This window comes from Nonomuraea sp. NPDC049684 (genome assembly GCF_044465345.1).
In the GTDB taxonomy this organism is placed as follows: Bacteria; Actinomycetota; Actinomycetes; order Streptosporangiales; family Streptosporangiaceae; genus Nonomuraea.
In genome coordinates this window covers 161,850-184,910 of record NZ_JBITLO010000009.1, presented here as the reverse complement: position 1 = coordinate 184,910, position 23,061 = coordinate 161,850, and the positions used below count along the sequence as shown (strand labels likewise).

The window sequence follows — 23,061 nt, the reverse complement described above, 5'->3', positions numbered from 1 at the left end:
TTACCTCGATTCCGGGGTCAGCAGGGCTTTGACGGGGGTGGCCTGGCCGTTCATCAGCCGGGTGAAGACCTCGGCGCCCTCTTCCAGGGGGAAGGTCCGGACCCAGCTCAGGTCCCAGCGGCCGGCCAGGTCGACGGCCGCGGCGAAGTCGGCCGCGTCGTAGGCGAACGAGCCCAGCACGCGCTTCTCGCCGCGCACCAGGTCGGCGGCGTCGTACCCGGCCACGTGGTCGGCCAGGCCGAGCCAGACGGCCACGCCGCCGGGGCGCAGCCGGGACAGGGACTGCTCGTGGGTGGAGGCGGCGCCGACCGCGTCGAAGATCACGTCGTACTCGCCGGTCAGCTCGGCGCCCGCCGCCACGCCGCCGAGCTCCGCGGCGACGGCCAGCCGCTCGGGCGAGCGGTCGGCCACCTCCACGCCGGCCGCGCCGCCGGACAGGGCAGTGAGCAGGCAGGCCAGGCCGATGGCCCCGGCGCCGATCACGCCCACCCGCGCCCCGGCCGGCCGCCCGGCCAGCCCCCAGGCGTGCACGGCGTTCGCGGCCGGCTCCACCACGCCCGCGGCGGTCCAGCCGAGCCCGTCGGGCAGCGGCACCACGGACGCGGCCGGCACCGCGACGCGCTCGGCGAAGGCGCCCGGCCGGTGCACGCCGATGATCTGCCGCTTCCTGCACACGTTGGGCCGCCCGAGCAGGCACACGTCGCACGCGCCGCACGACAGGATCGGGTTGACCGTCACCGGCCGCCCGTCGTCGGTGCGCCCGGCGAACTCGTGCCCCATGACCAGCGGCGGCACCCGGAACCCGGGGGTCTTCACGCCGTGCAGCTCGCTGCCGCAGATGCCGGAGGCGACCACGTGCACCAGCACCTCGTCGGGCCCGGCCACGGGCTCGGGCACGTCCCGCTGCTCCACGACGCCGGGTGCGGTGAAGACGAGAGCCCTCACGAGGGCCGGCCGGTCGAATGCGCGCGTTCCATGGAGATCCCCGTCCTGTTCCGTCATAAGGAATGCAATTCCGAACTGGCGCTAGGAGACCATTGCGGCGAAGATCATGTCAAGAGGCCGAGCGGAGTGGGGCGGCATCACCGCACCTGGCACAGCAGGAGCGGCCGGGTCGAGGACTGCGTCCCCGCTCCCGGCCGCCCTGTTCCGAATCACGGAAAGACGGTTTGACAGGCAGAATCAGCGCAGCAGCACGGGCACCGCCAGCGGCCCTTCGGTGATGATCGACGCCGTGTAGGCGATCTCCTCGGGACGGACCGCCAGCCGCAGCCCCGGGAACCTGCCGAACAGCGACGACAGCGCGATCCTGGCCTCCAGCCGGGCCAGCGGCGCCCCCAGGCAGAAGTGCGGGCCCCGGCCGAAGCCCAGATGCCCCTCCTTGGCCTTCCCAAGGTCGAAGCGGCCGGCGTCCGGGCCGTAGCGGGCCGGGTCGGTGCCCGCGCCGGTGAGCCCGACGACGATGGGCTGCCCGGCCGGGATCGTCGTGCCGGCGACCGTGACGTCCTTGAGCGCGTAGCGGAAGACCAGGCCGACGACCGAGTTGCGGCTGCGCAGCGCCTCCTCCACCACCTGCTCCCACGCGTCCTCCGTACGGGCGCGGTCGAGCTGGGCGGGGTCGGCGCACAGGGCCACCACCGCCTTGGCGATCAGGTGCACGGTCGTCTCGTGACCGGCGACGAGCACGACCCACAGGATCCACAGCAGCTCGTTGTCGGACAGGCGGCCGCCGTCGTCCTCGTTGGCGCGGATCAGGCCGGTGGTCAGGTCGTCGGCCGGCTCGCGGCGGCGGCGCGCGATGAAGGCCGCCAGGTAGCCGAGCAGCGACCCGGCCGCCGCGTTCACCTCGTCGGGGGCGGCGGCGTGCGACAACATCACCCCCGTCCACTCGCGGATCTGCGTCCGCTCCTCCTGCGGGACGCCGAACAGCTCGCAGATCACGGCGACCGGCAGCGGCTCGCTGAAGGCATGCACGAGATCGACCTCGCCGTCCCGCCCGGCCATGCGGTCGAGCAGCTCGTCGGTCATCTCCTGGACGCGCGGCGCCAGCGCGGCCACCCGGGCCGGTGTGAAGGCGCGGTTGATGAGGCTGCGCAGCCGCCGGTGGTCGGCGCCGTCCTTGGTCAGCAGGTGGTCGCCCTCGATGACCTGGCGCAGCGGCCAGTCGGCGGGGACGGTGCCGTCATGCAGGCCGGTGAAGTTCCTGGCGTCCTTGCTGTAGAGGGCCTCGTCGTTGGCCAGCACCTCGTCCGTCGCCTCGTAGGAGGTCACCAGCCAGCCGTTCACCTCCCCCGGCAGCAGGACGGGCAGGACCGGTCCGTGCTCGTCCCGCAGGCGGCGGATCGTCTCGGACGTCCGCTCGCCGGGAACCGGGAACGGAAGTGGCGCGGTGTCCAATGCAGCCTCCCATGTACGGATGTCTCCCCACTCTCCGTGGTAACGCCGATGGATCCAAGGGGTGAGGTTGTCACCGCCAGGCAGGCAACATCTGCCTCCTCCGCCACGTCGGAGCCCCAGGATCGGTGGTCTCACACGTTCGGCAGCCCCTCCCCCTCGGGTTCGAGCGCGTACGCGATCCCGGCGTCGACCTCGCCGTCGAACCCGGCGCGGAACGCCGACCCGTACGCGTCGTCGCCCAGGGCCTCGCGCGCCTGCCGCTCGCACTCCTGCCGGGCCGCCACCCAGGCCGGGACGCTGGCCTGCGCCTGACCGTGGCTGCTCCAGATCCGCTGCGCCAGCCCCAGCAGCCGGGCCGCCCGCTCCGGCCGGCCCGCGGCACCCGCGCCGAGCGCCAGCAGGTCGACGGTCAGCCCGATGCCGAAGTCGTCGTGCAGCCTTCGCTTGGTGCGCAACGCCGCCTGCCCGTAGGCGACGGCCGCCGCCACCTGCCCGCGGGCCAGCTCGGCCTGGCCGCGCAGCAGGTCGCCGTGGGAGCGCATGGCCTGCTCGCCCTGCTGGTCGCACAGGGCGCGCAGGTCCTCCAGCACCGAGATCGCCTCCTCGATCCGGCCGGCGACGGTGTGCGCGACCGCCCGGCACATCAGCGCCAGCAGCCCGGCGATCGTCAGCTCCTCGCCGTTCCAGCGCATCGCGTACGCCGGCTCCGACTCCGCCATGGCCTGCTCCAGGTCGCCGCGGATCACGCCGGCCGACGAGCGCAGCGCCTTGACGCACAGCGCGGCGAAGGCGTCGTCGTCGGCCGCGGCGGCCTCGCACTCCTCGGCCCGCGCCGCGACGGCGGCGGCGTCCCCCTGGGTGGCGGCGAGCAGGCCGTCGGCCCACAGGGCGCGGGCGCGGACCGGGCCGGGGGCCGGGTCGAGCGCCAGGGCCTGGCCCAGGTAGTGGCGGCCCTCCTTGGCGTAGCCGCAGCCGTACCAGAAGAAGGCCAGGGTGCCGGCCAGGTCGAGGGCGGCCCGGCCGTCCCGCTCGCCGAGCGCGTTCTCCAGGGCGGCGCGCAGGTTGTCGTGCTCGCCGACCATCCGGTCGTACCAGGCGGGCTGGCCGGCGCCGAGCCAGCCGGCCGCGCCGCGCACGGCCAGGTCCTGGTAGTGGGCCCGGTGCCGGCGGCGCAGCTCCTCCTCCTCGCCGAGGCCGCGCAGCCAGCCCGCGCCGTACTCGCGCAGCGTGTCGAGCATGCGGTAGCGCTCGCCCGAGCCGGTCGGCAGCCAGGTCAGGATCGACTCGTCGGCCAGGGCGTCGAGCAGCAGCCCGATGTCGGCCTCGGGCAGCCGCTCGTCGGCGCACACCCGGCGCGCCGCCTCGGCGTCGAAGTCCCCGGCGAACACCGACACCCGCGCCCACAGCAGCCGCTCGGCGGGCTCGCACAGCTCGTGGCTCCACCCGACGGCGGTACGCAGCGCCTGGTGCCAGGGCGGGTCGGCCTCCTGGGTGAGCGCGGGGTCGTCCTCCAGCGTGGCGAAGCGGTCCTCCAGCCGGTCGGCCAGATGGCCCAGGGGCAGGTCGCGCAGCCGGGCCGCGGCCAGCTCGATCGCCAGCGGGATGCCCTCCAGCCTGCGGCACAGCCGGACGACGTCGTCGCGGTTGGTGTCGGTGATCTCGAAGGTCGGCATCGTCTCCGTGGCGCGCTCGACGAGCAGGGTCACGGCGTCGTGGCCGAGCGGCGCGGCGGCGCCCGCGGCCGGCACCGGCAGCGGGTCGACCACGATCACCAGCTCGGGGTCCACCTCCAGCGGACGGCGGCTGGTGGCCAGCACGTGCAGGCCGGGCACCGCCGCGAGCAGCCCCTCGACGGTCACCGCGCAGGCCCCGACCAGGTGCTCGCAGGTGTCGAGCACGAGCAGCAGCTCGCGCCCGAACAGGTGCTCGGCCAGCACCTCGGACATGGGCCTGGTGGTCTGGTCGGTGAGCCGGAGCGCCTCGGCGATGGCGTGCGGCAGCAGGGTCCCGTCGTCCAGCGGCGACAGCTCGACCAGCCAGCAGCCGCCGGCGAAGTCGGCCCGCAGGTCGGCGGCGGCGCGCAGGGCCAGGCGGGTCTTGCCCACGCCGCCCACCCCGGTCAGGGTCACCAGCCGCGACCGCCGGCACGCCCTGCGCACCTGCTCCAGCTCCGCGCCGCGGCCGATCAGGCTCGTGAGTTCCGCTGGAAGGTTGCCCGCCTGCCACTTACCTGCCATCGTGATCGCCACCTATCGGATGAAGTTGTGACAGCAGCTTGCCGGAACCTGATGCACTGCGTGACTAAAAGTGAGAAAGTAGCTACTCACCCTGTTCGCCGCGTCCGGAAAGAAGAAGCCGATAACCGGAGACACACCATGCGTTCACAGCGAGGCTGGTTCCTGCTGTTCCTGCTGGTCGAAGGGGTTGTCGCGCTCTATGTCACCTTCGGGCGCGCGGGTTTCGACCCTCTGACGGGCCTGCTCGTCCTGGCTCCCGCGGCCGGGCTCACGTCCGTGGCCTACCGGTTCCAGTGCGACCAGGAGCGCGAGCTGTTCCGCGTGCGGCAGATCGCCGACCTGGCCCAGCAGGCGATCGTCCGGCCGCTGCCGCCCCGGCTCGGCGGCATGAGCCTGGCCGTCCACACCCGCTCGGCCACCGACCAGGCGCTGATCGGCGGCGACCTGCACGACGCGCTGGTCGCGCCCTCGGGGGTGCGGCTGATCGTCGGCGACGTCAAGGGCAAGGGCATGGAGGCCGTCCGGCTGAGCGCGGTCGTGCTGGCCTCCTTCCGGCGGCACGCGCCCGACGCGCCCGACCTGGTGACGCTGGTCACGGCGCTCGACGCCGACCTCGTCCCGCACCTGGGCGACGAGGACTTCGTGACCGTCCTGCTGGCCGAGTTCGTGCCCGGCGAGGTGCGGCTGGTCAACTGCGGCCATCCGGCTCCCCTGCGCATCGGCCACCGCCTGGAGGCGCTGGAGCCGCCCGAGCCGTCGCCGCCGCTCGGCCTGGGCCCGGAGCCGCGGATGCGCCGCGCCGGGCTCGGCCTGTCCCAGCGGCTGCTGCTCTACACCGACGGCCTGAGCGAGGCCAGGGACGCCGACGGCGTGGAGTTCCCGCTCGACCAGCACGTCCGGCACGCCCTGGCCGCGCCCGGCCTCGACCACGCGCTGCCCAACCTGCTCGACCTGCTGGACGAGCACGCCGGCGACCTGCGTGACGACCTGACGCTGGTGCTGGTGCAGCCGGTGCCCGCACCGGACCCCGCCGAGCGCGCGGCCGGTCCCGCGCCGGACGGCCCGGCCGCCACCGCACTTCCCGCCGACTCCCGCAAGGACGGCTTCTAGGGAGGACCGCCCCGGGCGCCGCCCGGATCCGACCCCCTAAGGTGGGGACGTTCTTTGGCGGCGTCCCCGAGAGGAAGTTCCGGTGAGCGGTACCGGTGAGCTTGCCATACCCGAGTCGGTCGAGAGCGCGGGCCGCACCGGGCCGCCTTCGAGCGGGGCGGCGCGATGGCTGCTGCGGCACCAGGTCCAGCCGGTCGGCCCCGAGTCGGCCGAGGGCCACGGCGAGCCGCAGCCCTGGTGGAAGGTCATGTGCCTGACCGGCGTCGACTACTTCTCCACCCTCGCCTACCTGCCCGGCATCGCCGCGCTCGCGGCCGGCGCGCTGTCGCCGCTGGCCACGCTGCTCATCGTGGCGCTGACGCTGCTGGGCATGCTGCCGATGTACCGGCGGGTGGCCAAGGAGAGCCCGCACGGGCAGGGGTCGGTCGCCATGCTGGAGCGCCTGCTGCCGTTCTGGCGGGGCAAGCTGTTCGTGCTGGTCCTGCTGGGGTTCGTGGCCACGTCGTGGATCATCACGATCACGCTGTCGGCCGCCGACGCCTCGGTGCACATCCTGGAGAACCCGTACTTCCCGAGCTTCCTGCACGGGCACGCGGTGATCATCACCGTGGTGCTGCTGGTGGTGCTCGGCGGGGTGTTCCTGATGGGCTTCACCGAGGCGGTCGGCGTCGCCATCCCGCTGGTGGCGCTGTTCCTGCTGCTCAACGCGGTCGTCGTGGCCGTCGGGTTCGCCGACGTGGCGGCCGACCCGGAGGTCCTGTCGCGCTGGACGGACGCGCTGCTCAACGGGCGCGGCGGCTTCACCGGGCTGGTCGGCCCGGCGGTGCTGGCCTTCCCGCTGCTGGTGCTAGGCCTGTCCGGGTTCGAGACGGGCGTCAGCATGATGCCGCTGGTGGCCGCCCAGGGCGACGACCCCGGGCAGCGGCTGCGCTCGCGCATCGGCAACACCCGCAAGCTGCTGACCGTGGCCGCGCTCATCATGAGCGTCTACCTGATCGCCACCAGCTTCGTCACGACCGTGCTCATCCCGGCCGAGCAGTTCAGGCCGGGCGGGCAGGCCAACGGCAGGGCGCTGGCGTACCTGGCGCACGAGCGGCTCGGCGAGGGCTTCGGCACGGTCTACGACGTCAGCACCATCCTCATCCTCTGGTTCGCCGGCGCCTCGGCCATGGCGGGCCTGATCAACATCGTGCCCCGCTACCTGCCCTCGTACGGCATGGCGCCCGAGTGGGGCAAGGCCGTCCGGCCGGTCGTGCTGGTCTACACGGCCATCTGCGTCCTGCTCACCCTGGCCTTCAACGCCGACGTCGACGCCCAGGCCGGCGCGTACGCCACCGGCATCCTGGCCATGATGGTCTCCGGCGCGGTGGCGGTGACCATCTCGGCCGTCCGCCACCGCCAGACGCCGGCCGTCGTGGGCTTCGCCGTCCTGACGCTGGTGCTGGTCTACGCGCTGGTGGAGAACATCAGGGAGAAGCCCGACGGCATCACCATCTCGGCGTTCTTCATCCTCGGCATCATCGCGATCTCGCTGATCTCGCGGGTGTCGCGCACGACCGAGCTGCGGGCCGACCGGATCGAGTTCGACCAGGCCGCGCGCCGGTTCGTCACCGACTCGCTGAACCACGACGGCGCGCTCAACATCATCGCCAACCGGCGCGGCCCCGGCGACGCGGCCGAGTACCTGGCCAAGGAGAGCGAGCAGCGGGCCATGAACCCGGTGCCGGGCCGGGCCGACGTGCTGTTCCTGGAGATCGACGTCATCGACCCGTCCAGCTTCAGCGACGTCCTGCGGGTGCGCGGCGTCGAGGTCGACGGCCACCGCGTGCTGCGCGCGGAGAGCCCGGCCGCGCCCAACGCCATCGCGGCCGTGCTGCTGGCGCTGCGCGACGGCACCGGGGTGCGGCCCCACTGCTACTTCGAGTGGGCCGAGGGCTCGCCGATGGTCCACCTGCTGCGTTACCTCATCCTGGGCCGCGGCGACACCGCGCCGGTCGTCCGCGAGATCATCCGCAAGGTCGAGCCCGAGCCGCAGCGGCGGCCCGGCATCCACGTCGGCGGCTGACCGGCCGCGCCCGGTCCGGCCGGTCCTGGGCTGATCCGGGGCCGGTCCAGGGCGGATCCGGGGCCGGTCCAGGGCGGATCCGGGGCCGTGTCCGACGCCGGGCCGGTCCGGGGGCGCGTCAGGGCCAGCGGGTGCGCAGCCAGGCGAGGGTGGCGCGGCGGGAGCGTTCGCGCCGGTCGCGCAGCGCCGGCGGCGCGGGCGCGGCAGACGAGCGCGTCCAGTAGCCGAGGAGGGCGACCAGGAGGGCGTCCACCTGCTCGGCGGGCGCCCGGCGGCCGAGCGGGTGCGTGGTGAGCAGGCGCTCGGGGTCGCGCGGCCCGAGGTCCGACTGGAGCAGCAGGCAGACCAGGTCGGCCCAGGCCGGGCCGGTGCAGGCGCGCCCCCAGTCCACCAGGCGGGCGGTCCCGTCGCGGTCGATGAGGATGTTGTCGAAGCGCGGGTCGAAGTGCAGCAGCGTGCCGCCGGTGACCAGGGCCGTCCAGTGGCGTTCGACCGCGGCCAGGCGGGGCAGGCGGGCGCGTTCCCAGGCTCCGGCGCGGGCGGGGTCGAGGGTGTTCCACAGCTCGCAGCGTCCCGACATGCGCCCGGCCAGCGTGGGCAGGCCGCCCAGCGGGGACGGGGTCAGCTCGCGGGCGCACGCGGCGAGCAGGGCGAGCGCGGCGGCCAGTTCGTCGTCGTGCCAGGGCTCGTGCGGGATCCGGCCGGGCGCGACCTCCGAGCACAGCAGCACCCACCCCGCCGCCTCGCAGGAGAACAGGAACCGGGGGGCGGGCACGCCCGGCGGCAGGGCCGCGCCCACCACGGCCTCCGCCCGATGGTCGGCCGCGTGCTGCGAGCCGGCGGGCACGGCCTTGACGAACACCCGGCCGCCGCCGGTCAGCGTGAGCACGCCGCGCACGCCGCCGGTGAACCCGCCGTGCCGCTCCGCGAACCCGGCCGCCGCCCGGCCGAGCCGCCGCTCGACCTCCCGGACGAGAGCGCCGGGCAGGTCGCCCCACCCGGGCGGGTCGGTCCGGAGGCCGGGCGGGTCGTGCTGTTCAGGCGGTGTCATACGGAGGCCGGGCGGGTCGTGCTGTTCAGGTGGTGTCATCCGGTTGCCGGGCCTCCTGGGGGTCGGGCTGGGCGGCGTCGCGGTCGAGGCCCAGCAGGGCGAGGCGGAAGCGGGCGCAGCGCGCTTCGAGCTCGCGCTCGTCGTCGAGGATCCACTGTTCGATCATGGTCATCCAGTGAACACACCGGCCGCCGGGGGACGGCCGACTTGGCGCACTCTTTTCACCGGAGCAACTCGACCGTGCCGCGCTCGCCGTCCACGCGGACGCGGTCACCGTCCCGCAGCCGCATGGTGGCGTTGCCGGTGCCGACCACGGCCGGGATGCCGAGCTCGCGGGCCACGATCGAGGCGTGCGACAGCGGCGCGCCCATGTCGGTGACGACGGCGGCGGCGCGCGGGAACATGGGGGTCCAGCCGACGTTCGTCAGGGTCGTCACCAGGATCTCGCCGGTCCCCAGCCGGTCGCCGTCCTCCGGGCCGGCGATGACCCTGGCCACGCCCTCGACCACGCCCGGCGCGCCGGGGAACCCGGTCACGGTGTCGCTGACCGGGACGTCGAAGCCGCGGGCGTCGTAGACGTCGGCCCGGCGGCGCGGGTCGGCGGCCCACCGGACGGGGTCGAACCGGCCGACGATCACCGTCGGGTACGGCGGCAGCGCGGCGTACCGCTCGTGGGTGGCCCGCCGGACCGGGACCCGGGCGAGGGGGGAGGCGTCGCCGCGCAGCACGTCGAGGATCTCCTCCAGGTAGAGGTGGAACAGGTCGTCGCCGTGCCCGGTCAGCTCCCCGGCGCGCACCACGAACGCCCGCAGCACCCAGAAGGCCCGGATGTTCTCCGAGCGGGCGCTCTCCCGGTCGCGGACGACCGCGTTCCACCGCCGTACCCGGGCGCGCATCCGGGCCTCCTTGCCGGGGTGGCGGGCGGCGAACCGCGCCCACGCTTCTTGCCTGGCCTTCTCCTGCCGGGCCAGCAGCGCCTCGGTGCCGGCCCGCAGGTCGCGAAGGCCGGCGAGCTGGGCGTCGATCCAGGCCGGGTCCTCGCCTGGCCGGGGCCTTGAGACCTCGAACTCGTGGGGGCCGCGGTGCCCGTAGGCCAGCGCGAACTCCTCCCGGCTGATCTCGCCCCTGGCCAGCCTGCCCAGCCCCAGGACGGGCCCGAGGCTGGCCAGCTCGCCGTCGGCGTTGACGCCGGTGAGCATGGCCTCGGCGTCCGCCTCGCCCATCAGCCGGTGCAGCCGGTCGCGGGTCCAGACCAGCGTGGCGCCGCCCTGGCGCCCGGCGGCCTCCAGCATGCGGCTGGCGGTGACCAGGTGGGGTTCGATGTCGGACGTCCACAGGCCGGCCAGCTCGGGGCCACCCGTCGTGGCGGCGACGCGGGCGCGCAGCTCCTCGCAGCGCTGCCGGGAGGTGGCGAGGAAGGCCGGCAGGTCCTTGACGTTCCGGCGCACCCGCCGCTGGATGTCGACCGCCAGCGGCAGGACGCGCCGGACGATCTCCCAGCGGGACAGCCGCACCAGCGGCACCTCCAGGCCGGCCGGCAGCCTGCCGAAGACCTGCTCGACCGCGCCCAGCCTGCGCCGCATGCCCAGGGCGGCGGCGATGGAGTGGACGACGCTGAGGTTCATGTAGAAGCGCCCGCCGATGTTGCCCACCAGGTCGAACCCGGGCAGCGCCGAGGCCGACATGGCCTCCTTGATGAAGATCCGGACGAACGACCAGGTCGCCGGCGTCATCACGTCGGGGATGGCCTCGCCCAGGTTGCCCGCGGTCCACAGGTAGTCGCCCTTGAGGCTGTCGTTCCACTCCTCGACCTGCGGCTTCAGGCCGGTGATCGGGCGGGCCTGGAGGATCGCGAACGTGCCGTCGCGCCTGGCCCACTCGACGTCCATGGGCATGCCGTACAGGGCCTGGACGCGTTCGCCGAGCGCGGCCAGCTCCACCGCCTGCGCCGGGTCGAGCACGGGAGCGCGGCGCAGTTCCGCGGGCACGGGCTCCTCGCGGGTGCCGCCCGCGGTGCGCACGGTCATGACGGTCTTGTCGGCGACCCGCGAGCCGGTGACCCGGCCGCCGGACAGGATGATCGTGTCCGGCGTGACCTGCCCGCCGACGACGGCCTCGCCGAGCCCCCAGGACGCGTTGACCACGATCTCGTCGCGCGCGCCGGTGACCGGGTCGGCGGTGAACATGATCCCGGCGGCGTCGGCGTCCACCAGCTCCTGGACGACCACCGCCAGGGCCACGTCGTCGTGCGGGACGCCGTTGCGCTCGCGGTAGGCGACGGCGCGCGGGTTCCACAGGGAGGCCCAGCAGCGGCGGACCGCGTCCAGCAGGCCGTCGGCCCTGATGTTGAGAAAGGTGTCCTGCTGCCCGGCGAACGACAGCTCGGGCAGGTCCTCGGCGGTGGCCGAGGAGCGCACGGCCACCGCGACGTCGTCGCCGAGCGCGGCGTGCGCGGCCCGGACCGCCTCGGCCAGGCCCGCCGGGATCTCGTGCGCGGCGAACAGCGCGCCGGGGTCGCCGCCGTTGGCGATCTCGTCGCCGAACGCCGCCACGAACGACCGGTACGCCTGCGTCGTGACGACGAACCCGCCGGGCACCGGCAGCCCCGCCCTGGCCAGCCGGGCCAGCGAGGCGCCCTTGCCGCCCGCGGTGCCGAGGTCGGCGGCGGCTTCGTCGTCGAGGGGGATGACTGCCTTCATTGCACGCGCTCCTTGGCCGGGCTCATGGATGTCGCCAGTTTGCGCCGGGCGACGTCGGCGAGGGCGTCGATGAGGTCGAGGGTGGCCCGCGCGACGGCGGCGGCGTCGCCGGGCGGCAGCGCGCGCCCGGTGCCCACCGCGCGCTCGACGGTCTCGGCCAGCAGCTCGGCGACGCGGTCGTCGGGCAGCCGCTCCGACTCCGGCTGCGCGCCGGGCAGGAACATGAAGCCGTAGAAGATCGAGCCGATCACCGTGACGTGCTCGGCCGGCTGCGCGCGCACGGCGCCCAGGCCGACCAGCTCGCGCAGGTAGGCGTCGAAGGGGCCGCCGAGTTCGAGGCCGCCGGCCGCCGGGCGCTGCCGCTTGAGCCGGGTGAGCTTGCCGAGCACCTCGGAGTCGTCGAGCAGCACCGCGTGCAGCAGCGGCCGGTGCAGCAGCGCCGCGGCCAGGCTGCCGAACAGCTCGCCGAGGGTCGCGGGCGCGGCCTCGCGCACCCGGTCCAGCATGAGCACCCGCTCGCGCCGCAGCAGCGCGGCGAACAGCTCCTCGCGCGTCTTCCAGTGCAGGTAGATCGTGCCCTTGGCGACCCCGGCGCGCCTGGCGACGTCGTCGACGGTGGTCTTGTCGTAGCCCCAGCGCAGGATCAGCTCGGCGGCGGCGTCGAGGATCCGGTGGGCGCGCTCGGCCTGCCGCGCGGGGTCCTGCGGCGGCCTGCCCGCTCTGGCCATACGTCGTCCTCCAATTGTTTGACCAGATGAGCTTAAACGGTCACGTAATCGACGGCAAGGCCGGATCTCCCGTACGCCGCCGGAAGGCGCCGCCGGGCCGTAGCGTAGGGGGCATGGGCAAGGCGTTCTGGATCGACCAGGAGTTCGACAGGGACCGTGACGGGCGCTACGCCGTGCACGTGCGCAAGAACCTCGACGAGTTCGAGTGGGGTGACATCGCGCCGGTCAGGTTCGCCTGCGCGGCCTGGCGGCTGGCCACGCCGCCCGCCCTCACCCCCGGCTACGTGCGCTGGGACCGCCGCGTCCTGGAGGCCACCTGCCACCGCAACACCTGGGACGGCACCCTGTTCGCGCGCGTCCGGATCGTCTCGCCGCTGCCCGCCGAGCTGACAAGATCGCGCGCCTGGTGGCGCGACCGCGGCTGGCTGGGCTGGCAGGAGACCTTCGGCCAGTACGTCGAGCCGACCCAGCAGGACCTCGCGCGCATCCCGTTCCTGCGCGCCACGCTGCTCGTCGAGGCGCCCGTGCCGCTCGGCGACCTCCCGCCGGAGCCCGAGGGGCCGCACGACGAGGTCGAGCAGCGTGCCCACCGGGCCGTGCTCGTGCTGGTCCGCGAGCTCAACGCGCTGGTCGCCCCGGTGCTCGACCAGCTCGGATAGCCCCCACCGGCCCAGCATGCCCGCCGCCCCCCTGGGTAGCGGGAGGCTCATGAGATTTCCGTTCGTCGTGACGGCGCTCCTCCTGGCGGCCGTCGGCTGCGCCGTGGACACGACGTCCCCCGCCCGCGCGGCCGAGCGGTTCCACGCGGCCCTGACGGCGCACCAGGAGGACGCCGCGTGCGGGCTGCTGGCCAGGACCACCGCCGAGAAGCTGCCCGACCGCGGCCAGACCTGCGCCCAGGCGCTGGGCGACCTGAAGCTGGGGCCCGGCGGCGCGGTCACCGAGGTGAACGTGTGGGGCAAGGAGGCCCAGGTGCGGCTGGCCGGCGACACCCTGTTCCTGCACCGCTTCGACGACGGCTGGCGGGTCAAGGCCGCGGGCTGCCGGCCCGTGCCCGACCTGCCCTACGAGTGCGAGGTGGAGGACTGATGCGGGTGATGTTCACGCTGACCCTGCTCGTCATCGCGGCGGGGCTGGCCTGGTTCCTGGCCATCGGGTGGGCGCGGTTGTGAAGTGGCTGAAGGAGAACTCCCTCTCGCTGGCCTTCCTGGTCATGTTCCTGCTGGCGCTCGGCGGGCAGGCGGTGGCGGGCATGCTGCAGTTCAACGACCTGCAGCTGGTCCAGGGCGCCGACCCGGTGTCGTTCGCCGAGTACGTCACCTCCTCCGACTTCGCCGTGGACGTGGCCGAGAACTGGCAGTCGGAGTATTTGCAGTTCTTCCTGTACATCATGCTGACCGTCTGGCTCGTCCAGAAGGGCTCCCCCGAGTCCAAGAAGGTGGAGGACGCCGGCGCCGAGTCGGACGAGGACCAGCAGGTCGACGCGCACGCCACCAGCTACTCCCCCGCCTGGGCCAGGGCCCGCGGCGCCCGGCTGTGGCTGTTCAGCAACTCGCTGGGGCTGGTGATGGGGGCCATCTTCGTGCTGTCGTGGCTGGCGCAGTCGGTGGCGGGCCAGGCGGCCTACAACGCCGGACGGCTCGGCGACCTGCGCGACCCCGTCTCGTGGGGCCAGTACGTGACCTCCGCCGAGTTCTGGAACCGCAGCCTGCAGAACTGGCAGTCGGAGCTGCTGGCCGTGCTGTCGATGGTGGTGCTCTCGATCTACCTGCGTCAGCGCGGCTCGCCCGAGTCGAAGCCGGTCGGCGCCCCGCACGCGGCCACGGACGTCGAGGGCTGACCGGTCAGCACGGCCACGACGCGGGTGCCCGGCGCGAACGCCCCCCGCCGGGCCAGGTCGAGGACGCCGTAGAGCATCTTGGCCACGTAGACGCCCTCGACCCGGTGCTCGGCGGCGAACCGGTCGAGGGCCGGGGTCGAGCGGGCGTAGCCGCCGAAGTGGTAGTCGAGGTTGAGCGACCAGTTCGTCCAGGTGCGGCCGTAGGTCTCGTGCTGGAGCCGGGCCACCTCGCCGGCCAGGAAGCCGGCCCCCTTGAGCACCGGGAAGCCCAGCGCCCGCCTGCCCTCGGGCAGCCCGGCCGAGATGCCGGCCAGCGTGCCGCCGGTGCCGACCGGGCAGCAGACGACGTCGTAGTCGACGTCTATCTCGGGCGGGAGCTCGGCGCAGCCGCGCACGGCCGCGGCGTTGCTGCCGCCCTCGGGCAGGATCGTCACGTCACCCCACCGCTCCCGCAGCCGCGCCTGCACCTCGGGCGTGTGCTTGAGCCGGTAGGCGGCGCGGTCGAGGTAGGTGAGGGTCATCCCGCAGGAGGCGGCGAAGGCCAGCGTGGGGTTCAGCGGCAGGTGCTCCTCGCCCCTGATCACCCCGATCGTCTCGATGCCGTGCAGCCTTCCGGCCTGAGCCACGGCCCTGATGTGATGGGAGTACGCCCCGCCGAAGGTGAGCAGCCGCCGATGGCCGAGGTTGTACTTGAGCTTGCGCCGCTTGTTGTCGTCGTGCATCAGGAACACCCGGACCTGGCCGAGCGCTGGATCCAGGAGCTCCTCCATGGCGCTAGTCTACGGTCGGGCCTTTGTTGAGGAGTGTTGGATTATGCGCGTTGCTGAAGCTTTTCGTGCCGCCTTCGGTGCCGATCCCCAGACGGTCTGGCGCGCACCCGGCCGGGTCAACCTGATCGGCGAGCACACCGACTACAACGACGGTTTCGTCCTGCCCTTCGCGGTGCCGTGGGGCGTGAGCGCCGCCGTCACCCCGCGCGCCGACCAGACGATCCGGCTGCTGTCCCTCCAGTCCTCCGGCGGCCCGATCGAGCTGCCGGCCAGGGAGGCGGCGACCGGCTGGGCCCGCTACGCCGTGGGCGTGCTCGCCATGCTCGGCGACCGGGTCGCCGGCGCGGACATCGCGATCGACGGCGACGTGCCCCAGGGCGCGGGGCTCAGCTCCAGCGCCGCGCTGGAGGTGGCCGTCGCCTCCGCGCTGAACGACGTCCACGGGCTCGGCCTGACGCCGATGGAGATCGCGCTGCTCAGCCAGCGGGCCGAGAACGACTTCGTCGGCATGCCGTGCGGCATCATGGACCAGGCCGCCTCGGCGCTGTGCGAGGAGGGCCACGCGCTGTTCCTCGACTGCCGCTCGCTGGGCTCCAGGAGGATCCCCCTCGACCTGGCCGCCGAGGGCCTGAGCATCCTCATCATCGACACCCAGGTCCACCACGAGCACGCCGGCGGCGAGTACGCCAAGCGCCGCGCCGAGTGCGAGTCGGCGGCCCGCAAGCTGGGCGTGGCGTCCCTGCGCGACGTCACCGACCTGGCCGCGGCCCTCGACCGGCTCCAGGGCGACGAGCGCAAGCGCGTCATGCACGTCGTCACCGAGAACCACCGCGTCGAGGCCCTGGTCGGCCTGCTGCGCGCGGGCAAGGTCACCGAGATCGGCGCCCTGCTCAACGCCTCCCACCTGTCGCTGCGCGACCAGTACGAGGTCTCCTCGCCCGAGCTCGACGTGGCCGTGGAGGCCGCCTTCCGCGGCGGGGCCCGCGGCGCCAGGATGACCGGCGGCGGCTTCGGCGGCTCGGCCATCGCCCTGGTTCCCGACGACAGCCTGGACGGCGTGCGCGAGTCGGTCTCGGCCGCCTACGCCGAGCGCGGCTTCCAGGCCCCGCGTTTCCTGGCCGCCACCGCCGCCAAGGGCGCCCACCGCCTGGCCTGAGCCGGTCAGGGCGTGCGGGCCGCTCCCGCCCGTGCCAGGTTGACCCCGCTGGCGATCACCCCGATGTGGCTGAACGCCTGCGGGTAGTTGCCCGCGAACGCGCCCGTGGCCGGGTCGATCTGCTCCGGCAGCAGGCCGAGCGGGCTGGCGCGGGCGCACAGGGAGGCGTACAGCTCCTCGGCGCGGGCCCGCTGACCTTGCAGGATGAGGTTGTCCACCAGCCAGAAGCTGCACAGCAGGAAGGCGCCCTCGTCGCCGGGCAGGCCGTCCGGCGACTGGTCGTGCAGGTAGCGGTAGAGCAGGCCGTCACCGGCGGACAGGCGTTCGGCGACGGCGGCGGTGGTCGCCGCCATCCGCGGGTCGTTGGCCGGCACGACCTTGCGCAGCGGCAGCGCGAGCAGGCTGGCGTCCAGGCCGCCGCCGCCGTCGAGGTGCTCGCTCAGGCACTGCTCCTCCTCGTCCCACGCCTGCTCCAGGATCAGCCGGCGCAGCTCCTCGGCGGTGGCGCGCCACCTGGCGATCGGACCGTCCAGGCCCAGCCGTTCGCCGATGGCCGCGGCCCGGTCGAGCGCCACCTGGCACATGCCCGCCGAGTAGGTGAAGACCCGGCCCTGGCTGCGTACCTCCCAGATGCCCTGGTCGGGCTGCCGCCAGCTGCGCGCGGCGGCCTCGGCCAGCGCCGACAGCCCCGACCACAGCGCGGGCTGCAGGTCGCGGCCGGGCAGCAGCCACTGGTCGGCGCAGTCCAGCACCTCGCCGTAGACGTCGTGCTGGCGCTGGTCGGCCGCGCCGTTGCCCCACCGCACCGGCGCCGAGCGCCGGTAGCCCTCCAGGTCGGCGTCGACGACCTCCTCCGGTACGGGGTCGCCGCGCAGCGTGTACATGATCCGCGGCCGGCCGCTCTGCTCGAAGGCGTCGAGTACCCAGCCGAGGAAGCCGTCGGCCTCCTCCGCGAAGCCGACGCGGCGCAGCGCGAAGACGGCGTAGGCGGCGTCGCGGATCCAGGTGTAGCGGTAGTCCCAGTTGCGCACCCCGCCGACGGGCGCGGGCAACGAGGACGTCGGCGCCGCCACCAGCGACCCGTTCACCCAGTCGTCGCACAGCTTCAGCGTGATCACCGACCGCCGGACCAGCGCCTCCTGCGGGCCCCGGTAGGTGCACGCGCCCATCCAGCGCCGCCAGGCGTCGGCGGTCTGCCGCAGCATCGCCTCGGGGTCGAACCGGTGGTGACGGTGGATGCGCCCCCACGACAACACCAGGTCCAGGCGCTCGCCCTCCCGGAGGTCGTGCACGGTGCGCAGCCCGGTCAGCGGCCGGTCGGAGCGCAGGTGCAGCCGCAGGTCGGGGCGGCGGGACACGCCCACCTCCAGGCCGCTGCCGAGCACCCGGGCCTGCCCGCCGCCGCGCGGCGCCAGCTCCGCCCGCAGGCGCACCTCCCCCGCCAGGACGACCGCGGACCTGACCAGCTCGCCCCGCCCGCCGCCGGCGTCGTCGCTGAGGTCGGCGCCGGCGCGCAGGACCAGCGCGTCGGTGATGCGGACGACGCCGGACGGGCCGCGCAGCTCGGTGACCAGGACGGCGGTGTCCGGCTCGTAGTACTGCCTGGCCTCGCGCAGGTCGTCGGTGGTCAGCGTGAAGCAGCCGCCGTGCTCGCGGTCGAGCAGGCCGCACAGCAGCGGGTCGCTGTCGAAGCGCGGCAGGCACAACCACGGGATCGAGCCGTCGAGGGCGACCAGCGCCGCCGTCGTGCCGTCGCCGATGAGCCCCAGGTCCTCCAGCGCCGGGTAGCCGTCCCGGTGGCGCACCGGGCGGAAGGGTGGATCGAGATCGAGCATGGCCGGCGTTCTCCCCCTGTGTGGCTGCTGATCGTCACCGGAAGGTGATCATGACCTTGACCACGTCGTCGAGCTTCTTGTCCGAGACCTCGAAGGCGCGTTCCATCTCCGCGAAGGGGAACGTGTGGGTGGTCAGCGGCGTGGGATCGACCCGGCCGCCCGCGAGGATGCGCAGCAGGCGTTCCATGCGCAGCCGCCCACCCGGGCACAGGCCGGTCGTGATCTTCTTCTCGGCCATGCCGACGCCCCACTCGACGCGCGGGATGCGGACGAACTCGCCCTGGCCGTAGTAGCCGGTGTTGGAGACCGTCCCGCCCGGCTTGACGATCTTGATCGCGGTCTGGAAGGTGGCGTCCGCGCCGAGCGCCTCGATGGCGGTGTCCACGCCGTGTCCCCCGGTCAGGCGGAGCACGCCCTCGACGACGTCCTCGGCGCTGAAGTCGACGATCTCGTCGGCGCCGAAGTCGCGGGCCAGCCGCTTGCGGCGGGGCACCGACTCGACCCCGATGACCAGGCCGGCGCCGCGCAGCCGGGCGCCCGCGGTGGCCATGAGGCCCACCGGGCCCTGGGCCAGCACCGCGACCGTCCCGCCGATGGGGATGTCGCCGTTCTCGGCGCCCATGAACCCGGTCGAGAGCATGTCCGCGCAGTAGACGGCCGTCTCGTCCGGCACCCCGGCAGGGATCTTCGCCATGTTGGCGTCGGCCTCGTTGACGTGGAAGAACTCGGCGAAGACGCCGTCCTTGGAGTTGGCGAACTTGAACCCGCCGAGCGGGCCGCCCGATTGCGAGGGATGGCCGTCCTGGCAGGCGAGGTCGCCCCAGTCGGGGGTGATGGCCCCCACCAGGACGCGGTCGCCCGGCCGGAAGTCCCGCACCTCCTCGCCCACCTCGTGCACCACGCCGACGCCCTCGTGCCCGAGCGTGAGGTCGGTGCGCGGCCCGATGCCGCCCTGGACGGTGTGGGAGTCGGAGGTGCAGATGAGCGCGGTGGTGGTGCGGACGACGGCGTCGCGCGGACCCGGCCGCGGCACCGGTTTGTCCATGAAGCCGACCCGGCCGATCTCCTTCATGACGAAAGCCTGCACCGCGCCCCCCGAACGTGCCCCCCGCTGGACGTGCCCCCACGCCCCGGCCTGTCCGCGAACCCTGCCGGACACGCCCAGCCCTACCCTGCCGGGTTCGCCGTCTAACCTCGGCGCGCTCCGCCCGTACCCCCTCCGGCCTGCGGTTTCACAGCGCCGGGAAGTCCGGCGGGCGGCGCTCCAGGAAGCTGGCGACGCCCTCGGCGAAGTCGGGCCGGCCGAAGGAGGCCAGCATCTCGTGGACGGCCTTCCTGGCCGACTCCTCCAGGGTGACGTCCCAGTCGTGCCACACCTGCCGCTTGATCACCGCCATGGACGCCGGCGAGCTGTGCACGGCCAGCTCCCTGGCGTACTCCTGGGCCTGCTCCAGCAGCGACTCCCCCGGCACCGCCCGGTTGGCCAGCCCCAGCTCGTACGCCTCCCGCCCGCTGAACACCCGGCCCGACAGCAGGACGTCCATGGCCCGCTGCTGGCCCATGACCCGCGGCAGCACCCAGGACAGTCCGTACTCGGCGACCAGGCCGCGGCGCGGGAACGCGGTCGTCCACTTGGCGTCCTCGGCCGTGAAGACCAGGTCGCAGACGAGCGCGTGCACCATGCCGAGCCCGGCGCAGGCGCCGTTGACGGCGGCGATGATCGGCTTGCCGACGGTCGTGGGGAAGGTGTTGGGGCGGGGGTCGGGGGTCTCGTCGTAGGAGCCGGTCTGGATGGCGGCGAGCGTCCTGAAGTCGGCCCCGGCGCAGAAGCCCTTGCCCGCGCCGGTCACCACGATCGCCCGGACGTCCGGGTCCTTCTCGGCCTCGGCCAGCAGGTCGAAGTAGCGCCGGCCCATGGCGTCCGTCCAGGCGTTGAGCGTGTCGGGACGGTTGAAGGTCAGCGTGAGCACGCCCCGGTCCGACGATGAGAGCACGAGTTCCGCCATGCGCTAACCGAACCATGTTCTGGGCGGGGCTGGCAAGCGCATCAGCGGGTGGGGTGGCGGTGCACGTACGCGGGGGTCAGCTCGCAGGTGTCGTAGTAGCGGTGGAAGACCGGGGTCGCGCCGCCCGACAGCGGCGGCACGATCCACGACCAGTCGGCCGGGCAGCGCCGTCCGGCGCGCTCCTCGCGTTCCAGGTGGGTCAGGAAGCGCCGGGACTCGGTGTGGTGGTCGGTGATCGTCACGCCCGCCCGTTCGAACGAGTGCAGCACCGCCACGTTGAGCTCGACCAGCGCGTGGTCGCGCCAGAGCGAGCGCTCGGTGGAGGTGTCCAGGCCGAGGTGCTTGGCCACCTCGGGGAGCAGGTCGTACCGGTCGGAGTCGGCCAGGTTGCGCGCCCCGATCTCGGTGCCCATGTACCAGCCGTTGAACGGCGCGCACGGGTAGCAGACGCCGCCGATCTCCAGGCACATGTCCGAGATGACCGGCACGGCGTGCCAGCGCAGCTCCAGCTCGGCGAACCACGCGTACTCGGGATGCAGCAGCGGCACCTCCAGCACGGCGTCGCCCGGCAGGTTGCACAACAGCGGGTCGCCGAGCCCGGCCCGCACGACCAGCGGCAGCACGTCGAACCGGCCCGGCCCGCCGCGCCAGCCCAGCTCCATGGCCAGGTCGGTGAGCCCGGCGTTGCGCGGGTCGCCGAGGACGCCGCCGCCGTCCAGCCGGTGCCCGGCGTAGCGGACGAGCTGGTCGTTGAGCACCCGCGGGCCCGGCATGGCCGGGGTGTCCGGGGCGAAGACGGTGACGGTGGGCCTGATGCGCCCCTGCCCCGTCGCCTCGCGCAGGTGCGCCACGCACTCCACCGCCACGCCCTCGGCCGTCGTCACCTCCCGCCGGTCGCGCAGCTTCAGCGAACGCCAGTACAGGCGTCCGATGCACCGGCCGCTGTTGCGCCAGGCGACCCGGGCGCCGAACTCCAGCTCCTCGAAGGTGTGGACGTAGGTGCCGTGGCGGGCGACGTCTCTGGCGACGTCGCGCAGCCGGGCGGCCAGGCCGCCGGCGGAGGGGTTCTCGGCGTGGAAGAGCCTGATGAAACGCTCCGCCTCGCGGAGGTCCGTGGTGCGCTCGAACAGCGCGTGCACGGCATGCACATCGAAGGGACGCAGTGACCTGATCCAGGTACGCACGCGGCAACCAACATTTCGCTCAGCGGAGCGCCCCGCCGATTCCGGGTCGGCGGCACGTCCTGCCGGCGGCGCCCTCTCCACGCCCCCGTCACGACTTCCCGCGGCTGCCGGCCACACCCGACCGGCTCCCCCATCTTCCGCCCCGTACCCCTCTTTGTCCCCCCAATCCCAAAATCACCTCCCTCGGCACCGGCCACGTCGGCCTCATCGCCGATCCGGGTTCCGAAGCAAGGCGTTGAAGGTGTACGGCCGGCAAGGGATCCTGACAGCGCACGGGACAGTCGAGGACTTCCTACTTGGACGGGGCCGCATGGTCAGTCTGATATCGGCCGTGATCGCGGTGCTGGGCGCACTCTCGACCGCGGTGATCGGTTTCTGGTGGCAGTCTCGCCTGAGAAGCGCTGAGCGCTCGGACTACATGACTCGTTATCGGGACTCCCTGCTCTGGGTGGCCTTCGACCTGCAGAGCAGGATCTACAACATCCTCTTCGGTCACCAGGTCGACCGCGCAGGCGCCGGCTTCATGCAGGCACTCCTGCTCGAAGGAAGCGAAAGGGAAGCTGAGTACGCCCGGTTCAGCACCGCCTATGTCTTCGCGGAATACCTCGGGTGGGCCGAGATCTTCCGGCGGGACATTCGTTTTCTGGACCTCGGCAAGAACCAGCGTAATCGTAGGGTTCTGCTCTGCTTGGCGAACATCAGCCGCACACTCAGTACCGCTCGCATCCTGGGAACGGACTACCGGCTGTTCCGAGCCGACCAGCGGGCCATCGGCGAGCTCATGATCGCTGAGGACAGCGGTCCCGGAAATCGCTGGTGTCGCGGTTACGCCGAGTTCACGCGCAAGGTCCGAGGTGACGACGAGTTTCGGCACTGGACTCAGGAGCTGTTCCAGCACATCGAGAAAGCGGCCCGCTCTCCGGACGGGGCGACCGAACGGCTGCTGCGCCTCCAACATCAATTGGTCGAGCTGATTGATCTCCTCGATCCCGCCCAGGTTCGGTTTCCCGTCAGTGAGCGGACACGTTTCCAGCCGGCCGAGCCACTCACCGATCTCGAGCCGTACCAGGTTGGCCGACTTGGACCCGCGCACCGAGATTCCTGCTCCAAGGGTGGAGAAAGATCGGGCGATGAGCAGGCCGACGCGTGACGGGCGCCTGCCCTGCCTGCTCTGGGGGCGACGAACCCAGGCGACACCGGACGGCCGGGCGCGCAACGCCTGGCCGAGGCGTCGCGGGAGGAGCGATGGGGACGTCTCGGTGGAACGCATCGCCCATCTCGTCGGCCACCACTCCACCGGCGCCAGATCAGGCCCGTCATCGTCCACGGGCGCGGAAACCATGGCCGCTTCCGGATCCAGGCAGTGGGTTCCCTGCTGGGTCCCGAAACGACTCAGGCCCTCTCGTCTGTCTCCAGAGAGAGGGCCTGAGCTTTGCGATCCTTGGCGGAGCCAAGCTCCCGCGATAGGACTCGAACCTATAACCTGCCGGTTAACAGCCGGCTGCTCTGCCGTTGAGCTACGCGGGATCGTACGTTCGCCCTGCTGGTCGGGCTTGTTGGGCCCTTCCGTCGTGCGCAGGAATAGATTAGCGCACTCCTGGAGTGCGTGTCGCATCGCAACTGGGGTAGGCCGGGAGACAGCGGAGGTGCAAGATGCGTTATCGGATGACATTTGCGGTCGGTCTGGCTGTCGGTTACGTGCTCGGCAGCCGGGCGGGACGCGAGCGGTACGAACAGATCAAGCGGGCTGCCCAGCGTGTGGCTGACAGCCCGAGGGTCCAGGAGGCCGCCGGGGTGGTCGGCGCGCAGGCGTCGAGGCTGGCCGGGGCGGCCAGGGAGAAGGTGGGCGGGACGCTTCAGGAGAAGATCCCGTTCCTCGGCTCCGACGGCCACCACCGGTCCGGCAGCGGCTGGCCCGAGGAGGAGGATCTCGCGGAACGGAAGTCCCGCGAGACCGGCATTCCCTACTGAGGGCCCGGCCTG

The 23,061-nt window shown here is 73.2% G+C and carries 20 protein-coding genes and 1 tRNA gene; 8 read left to right on the top strand and 13 right to left on the bottom strand.

Annotated elements, in window-relative coordinates; genetic code table 11:
- The 3 genes from ACIBST_RS27505 to ACIBST_RS27495 form a co-directional block, all read right to left on the bottom strand.
- The gene (locus tag ACIBST_RS27505; RefSeq protein WP_397175721.1) at positions 1 to 945 is read right to left on the bottom strand and encodes an alcohol dehydrogenase catalytic domain-containing protein; all 945 of its coding nucleotides are present in this window, start codon (positions 943 to 945) and stop codon (positions 1 to 3) included.
- 237 nt (positions 946 to 1,182) lie between these two features.
- Entirely contained in the window at positions 1,183 to 2,397 is a 1,215-nt protein-coding gene (locus tag ACIBST_RS27500; protein ID WP_397175719.1) for a cytochrome P450, read from the bottom strand.
- Positions 2,398 to 2,528: 131 nt separating this feature from the next.
- Positions 2,529 to 4,634, bottom strand: coding sequence for an ATP-binding protein (locus ACIBST_RS27495; protein ID WP_397175718.1), 2,106 nt, complete (start codon positions 4,632 to 4,634; stop codon positions 2,529 to 2,531).
- Between the two features lie 138 nt (positions 4,635 to 4,772).
- Between ACIBST_RS27495 and ACIBST_RS27490 the strand changes: the two genes are divergently transcribed.
- Both ACIBST_RS27490 and ACIBST_RS27485 read left to right on the top strand, forming a co-directional pair.
- A complete protein-coding gene (locus ACIBST_RS27490) occupies positions 4,773 to 5,744 on the top strand; it encodes a PP2C family protein-serine/threonine phosphatase (protein WP_397175716.1) in 972 nt (323 codons plus the stop codon).
- A gap of 82 nt (positions 5,745 to 5,826) precedes the next feature.
- A complete protein-coding gene (locus ACIBST_RS27485; RefSeq protein ID WP_397175714.1) occupies positions 5,827 to 7,809 on the top strand; it encodes an amino acid transporter in 1,983 nt (660 codons plus the stop codon).
- Between the two features lie 118 nt (positions 7,810 to 7,927).
- Here ACIBST_RS27485 and ACIBST_RS27480 read toward each other — a convergent pair whose 3' ends face one another.
- From ACIBST_RS27480 to ACIBST_RS27465, 4 genes are read right to left on the bottom strand one after another with little or no spacing between them, the layout of a single operon-like run.
- Positions 7,928 to 8,860, bottom strand: coding sequence for a phosphotransferase (locus ACIBST_RS27480; RefSeq protein ID WP_397175713.1), 933 nt, complete (start codon positions 8,858 to 8,860; stop codon positions 7,928 to 7,930).
- Positions 8,861 to 8,885: 25 nt separating this feature from the next.
- Positions 8,886 to 9,032, bottom strand: a complete 147-nt coding sequence (locus ACIBST_RS27475; RefSeq protein WP_397175711.1) for a hypothetical protein — start codon at positions 9,030 to 9,032, stop codon at positions 8,886 to 8,888.
- A 49-nt stretch (positions 9,033 to 9,081) separates the two neighbouring features.
- Entirely contained in the window at positions 9,082 to 11,559 is a 2,478-nt protein-coding gene (locus ACIBST_RS27470) for a PEP/pyruvate-binding domain-containing protein (RefSeq protein WP_397175709.1), read from the bottom strand.
- Complete coding sequence (locus ACIBST_RS27465) at positions 11,556 to 12,287, bottom strand: TetR/AcrR family transcriptional regulator (protein ID WP_397175708.1); 732 nt, start codon at positions 12,285 to 12,287, stop codon at positions 11,556 to 11,558. The genes ACIBST_RS27470 and ACIBST_RS27465 overlap by 4 nt, the downstream gene beginning before the upstream one ends.
- 113 nt (positions 12,288 to 12,400) lie before the next feature.
- Between ACIBST_RS27465 and ACIBST_RS27460 the strand changes: the two genes are divergently transcribed.
- The 3 genes from ACIBST_RS27460 (at position 12,401) to ACIBST_RS27450 (ending at position 14,127) form a co-directional block, all read left to right on the top strand.
- The gene (locus tag ACIBST_RS27460; RefSeq protein WP_397175707.1) at positions 12,401 to 12,946 is read left to right on the top strand and encodes a hypothetical protein; all 546 of its coding nucleotides are present in this window, start codon (positions 12,401 to 12,403) and stop codon (positions 12,944 to 12,946) included.
- A 49-nt stretch (positions 12,947 to 12,995) separates the two neighbouring features.
- The gene (locus ACIBST_RS27455; protein ID WP_397175705.1) at positions 12,996 to 13,376 is read left to right on the top strand and encodes a hypothetical protein; all 381 of its coding nucleotides are present in this window, start codon (positions 12,996 to 12,998) and stop codon (positions 13,374 to 13,376) included.
- 79 nt (positions 13,377 to 13,455) lie between these two features.
- The gene (locus ACIBST_RS27450) at positions 13,456 to 14,127 is read left to right on the top strand and encodes a DUF6766 family protein (RefSeq protein ID WP_397175704.1); all 672 of its coding nucleotides are present in this window, start codon (positions 13,456 to 13,458) and stop codon (positions 14,125 to 14,127) included.
- On the opposite strand, the gene ACIBST_RS27445 is transcribed toward ACIBST_RS27450, so the two are convergent.
- Positions 14,061 to 14,897, bottom strand: a complete 837-nt coding sequence (locus tag ACIBST_RS27445) for a 1-aminocyclopropane-1-carboxylate deaminase/D-cysteine desulfhydrase (RefSeq protein WP_397175702.1) — start codon at positions 14,895 to 14,897, stop codon at positions 14,061 to 14,063. The two genes, ACIBST_RS27450 and ACIBST_RS27445, sit on opposite strands and share 67 nt — an antisense overlap.
- 43 nt (positions 14,898 to 14,940) lie before the next feature.
- Between ACIBST_RS27445 and galK the strand changes: the two genes are divergently transcribed.
- Positions 14,941 to 16,053, top strand: a complete 1,113-nt coding sequence (gene galK / locus ACIBST_RS27440) for a galactokinase (RefSeq protein WP_397175700.1) — start codon at positions 14,941 to 14,943, stop codon at positions 16,051 to 16,053.
- A 5-nt stretch (positions 16,054 to 16,058) separates the two neighbouring features.
- Here galK and ACIBST_RS27435 read toward each other — a convergent pair whose 3' ends face one another.
- The 4 genes from ACIBST_RS27435 to ACIBST_RS27420 all read right to left on the bottom strand — a co-directional run bounded on the left by ACIBST_RS27435 (position 16,059) and on the right by ACIBST_RS27420 (position 21,033).
- The gene (locus ACIBST_RS27435) at positions 16,059 to 17,888 is read right to left on the bottom strand and encodes a glycoside hydrolase family 15 protein (RefSeq protein WP_397175698.1); all 1,830 of its coding nucleotides are present in this window, start codon (positions 17,886 to 17,888) and stop codon (positions 16,059 to 16,061) included.
- Between the two features lie 34 nt (positions 17,889 to 17,922).
- A complete protein-coding gene (locus tag ACIBST_RS27430; RefSeq protein ID WP_397175697.1) occupies positions 17,923 to 18,960 on the bottom strand; it encodes an NAD(P)-dependent alcohol dehydrogenase in 1,038 nt (345 codons plus the stop codon).
- Positions 18,961 to 19,120: 160 nt separating this feature from the next.
- The gene (locus ACIBST_RS27425; RefSeq protein WP_397175695.1) at positions 19,121 to 19,894 is read right to left on the bottom strand and encodes an enoyl-CoA hydratase-related protein; all 774 of its coding nucleotides are present in this window, start codon (positions 19,892 to 19,894) and stop codon (positions 19,121 to 19,123) included.
- A 41-nt stretch (positions 19,895 to 19,935) separates the two neighbouring features.
- On the bottom strand, positions 19,936 to 21,033 hold the full coding sequence (locus ACIBST_RS27420) for a nitric oxide synthase oxygenase (RefSeq protein WP_397175693.1): 1,098 nt from the start codon (positions 21,031 to 21,033) through the stop codon (positions 19,936 to 19,938).
- Between the two features lie 376 nt (positions 21,034 to 21,409).
- On the opposite strand from ACIBST_RS27420, the gene ACIBST_RS27415 reads away from it, so the two are divergent.
- A complete protein-coding gene (locus tag ACIBST_RS27415; protein ID WP_397175691.1) occupies positions 21,410 to 22,228 on the top strand; it encodes a hypothetical protein in 819 nt (272 codons plus the stop codon).
- A gap of 305 nt (positions 22,229 to 22,533) precedes the next feature.
- Here ACIBST_RS27415 and ACIBST_RS27410 read toward each other — a convergent pair.
- A tRNA-Asn gene (locus ACIBST_RS27410) sits at positions 22,534 to 22,605 on the bottom strand.
- A 126-nt stretch (positions 22,606 to 22,731) separates the two neighbouring features.
- On the opposite strand from ACIBST_RS27410, the gene ACIBST_RS27405 reads away from it, so the two are divergent.
- Positions 22,732 to 23,049: a YtxH domain-containing protein gene (locus ACIBST_RS27405; protein WP_352318894.1), complete on the top strand. Its 318-nt coding sequence runs from the start codon at positions 22,732 to 22,734 to the stop codon at positions 23,047 to 23,049.
- Positions 23,050 to 23,061: the final 12 nt, after the last annotated feature.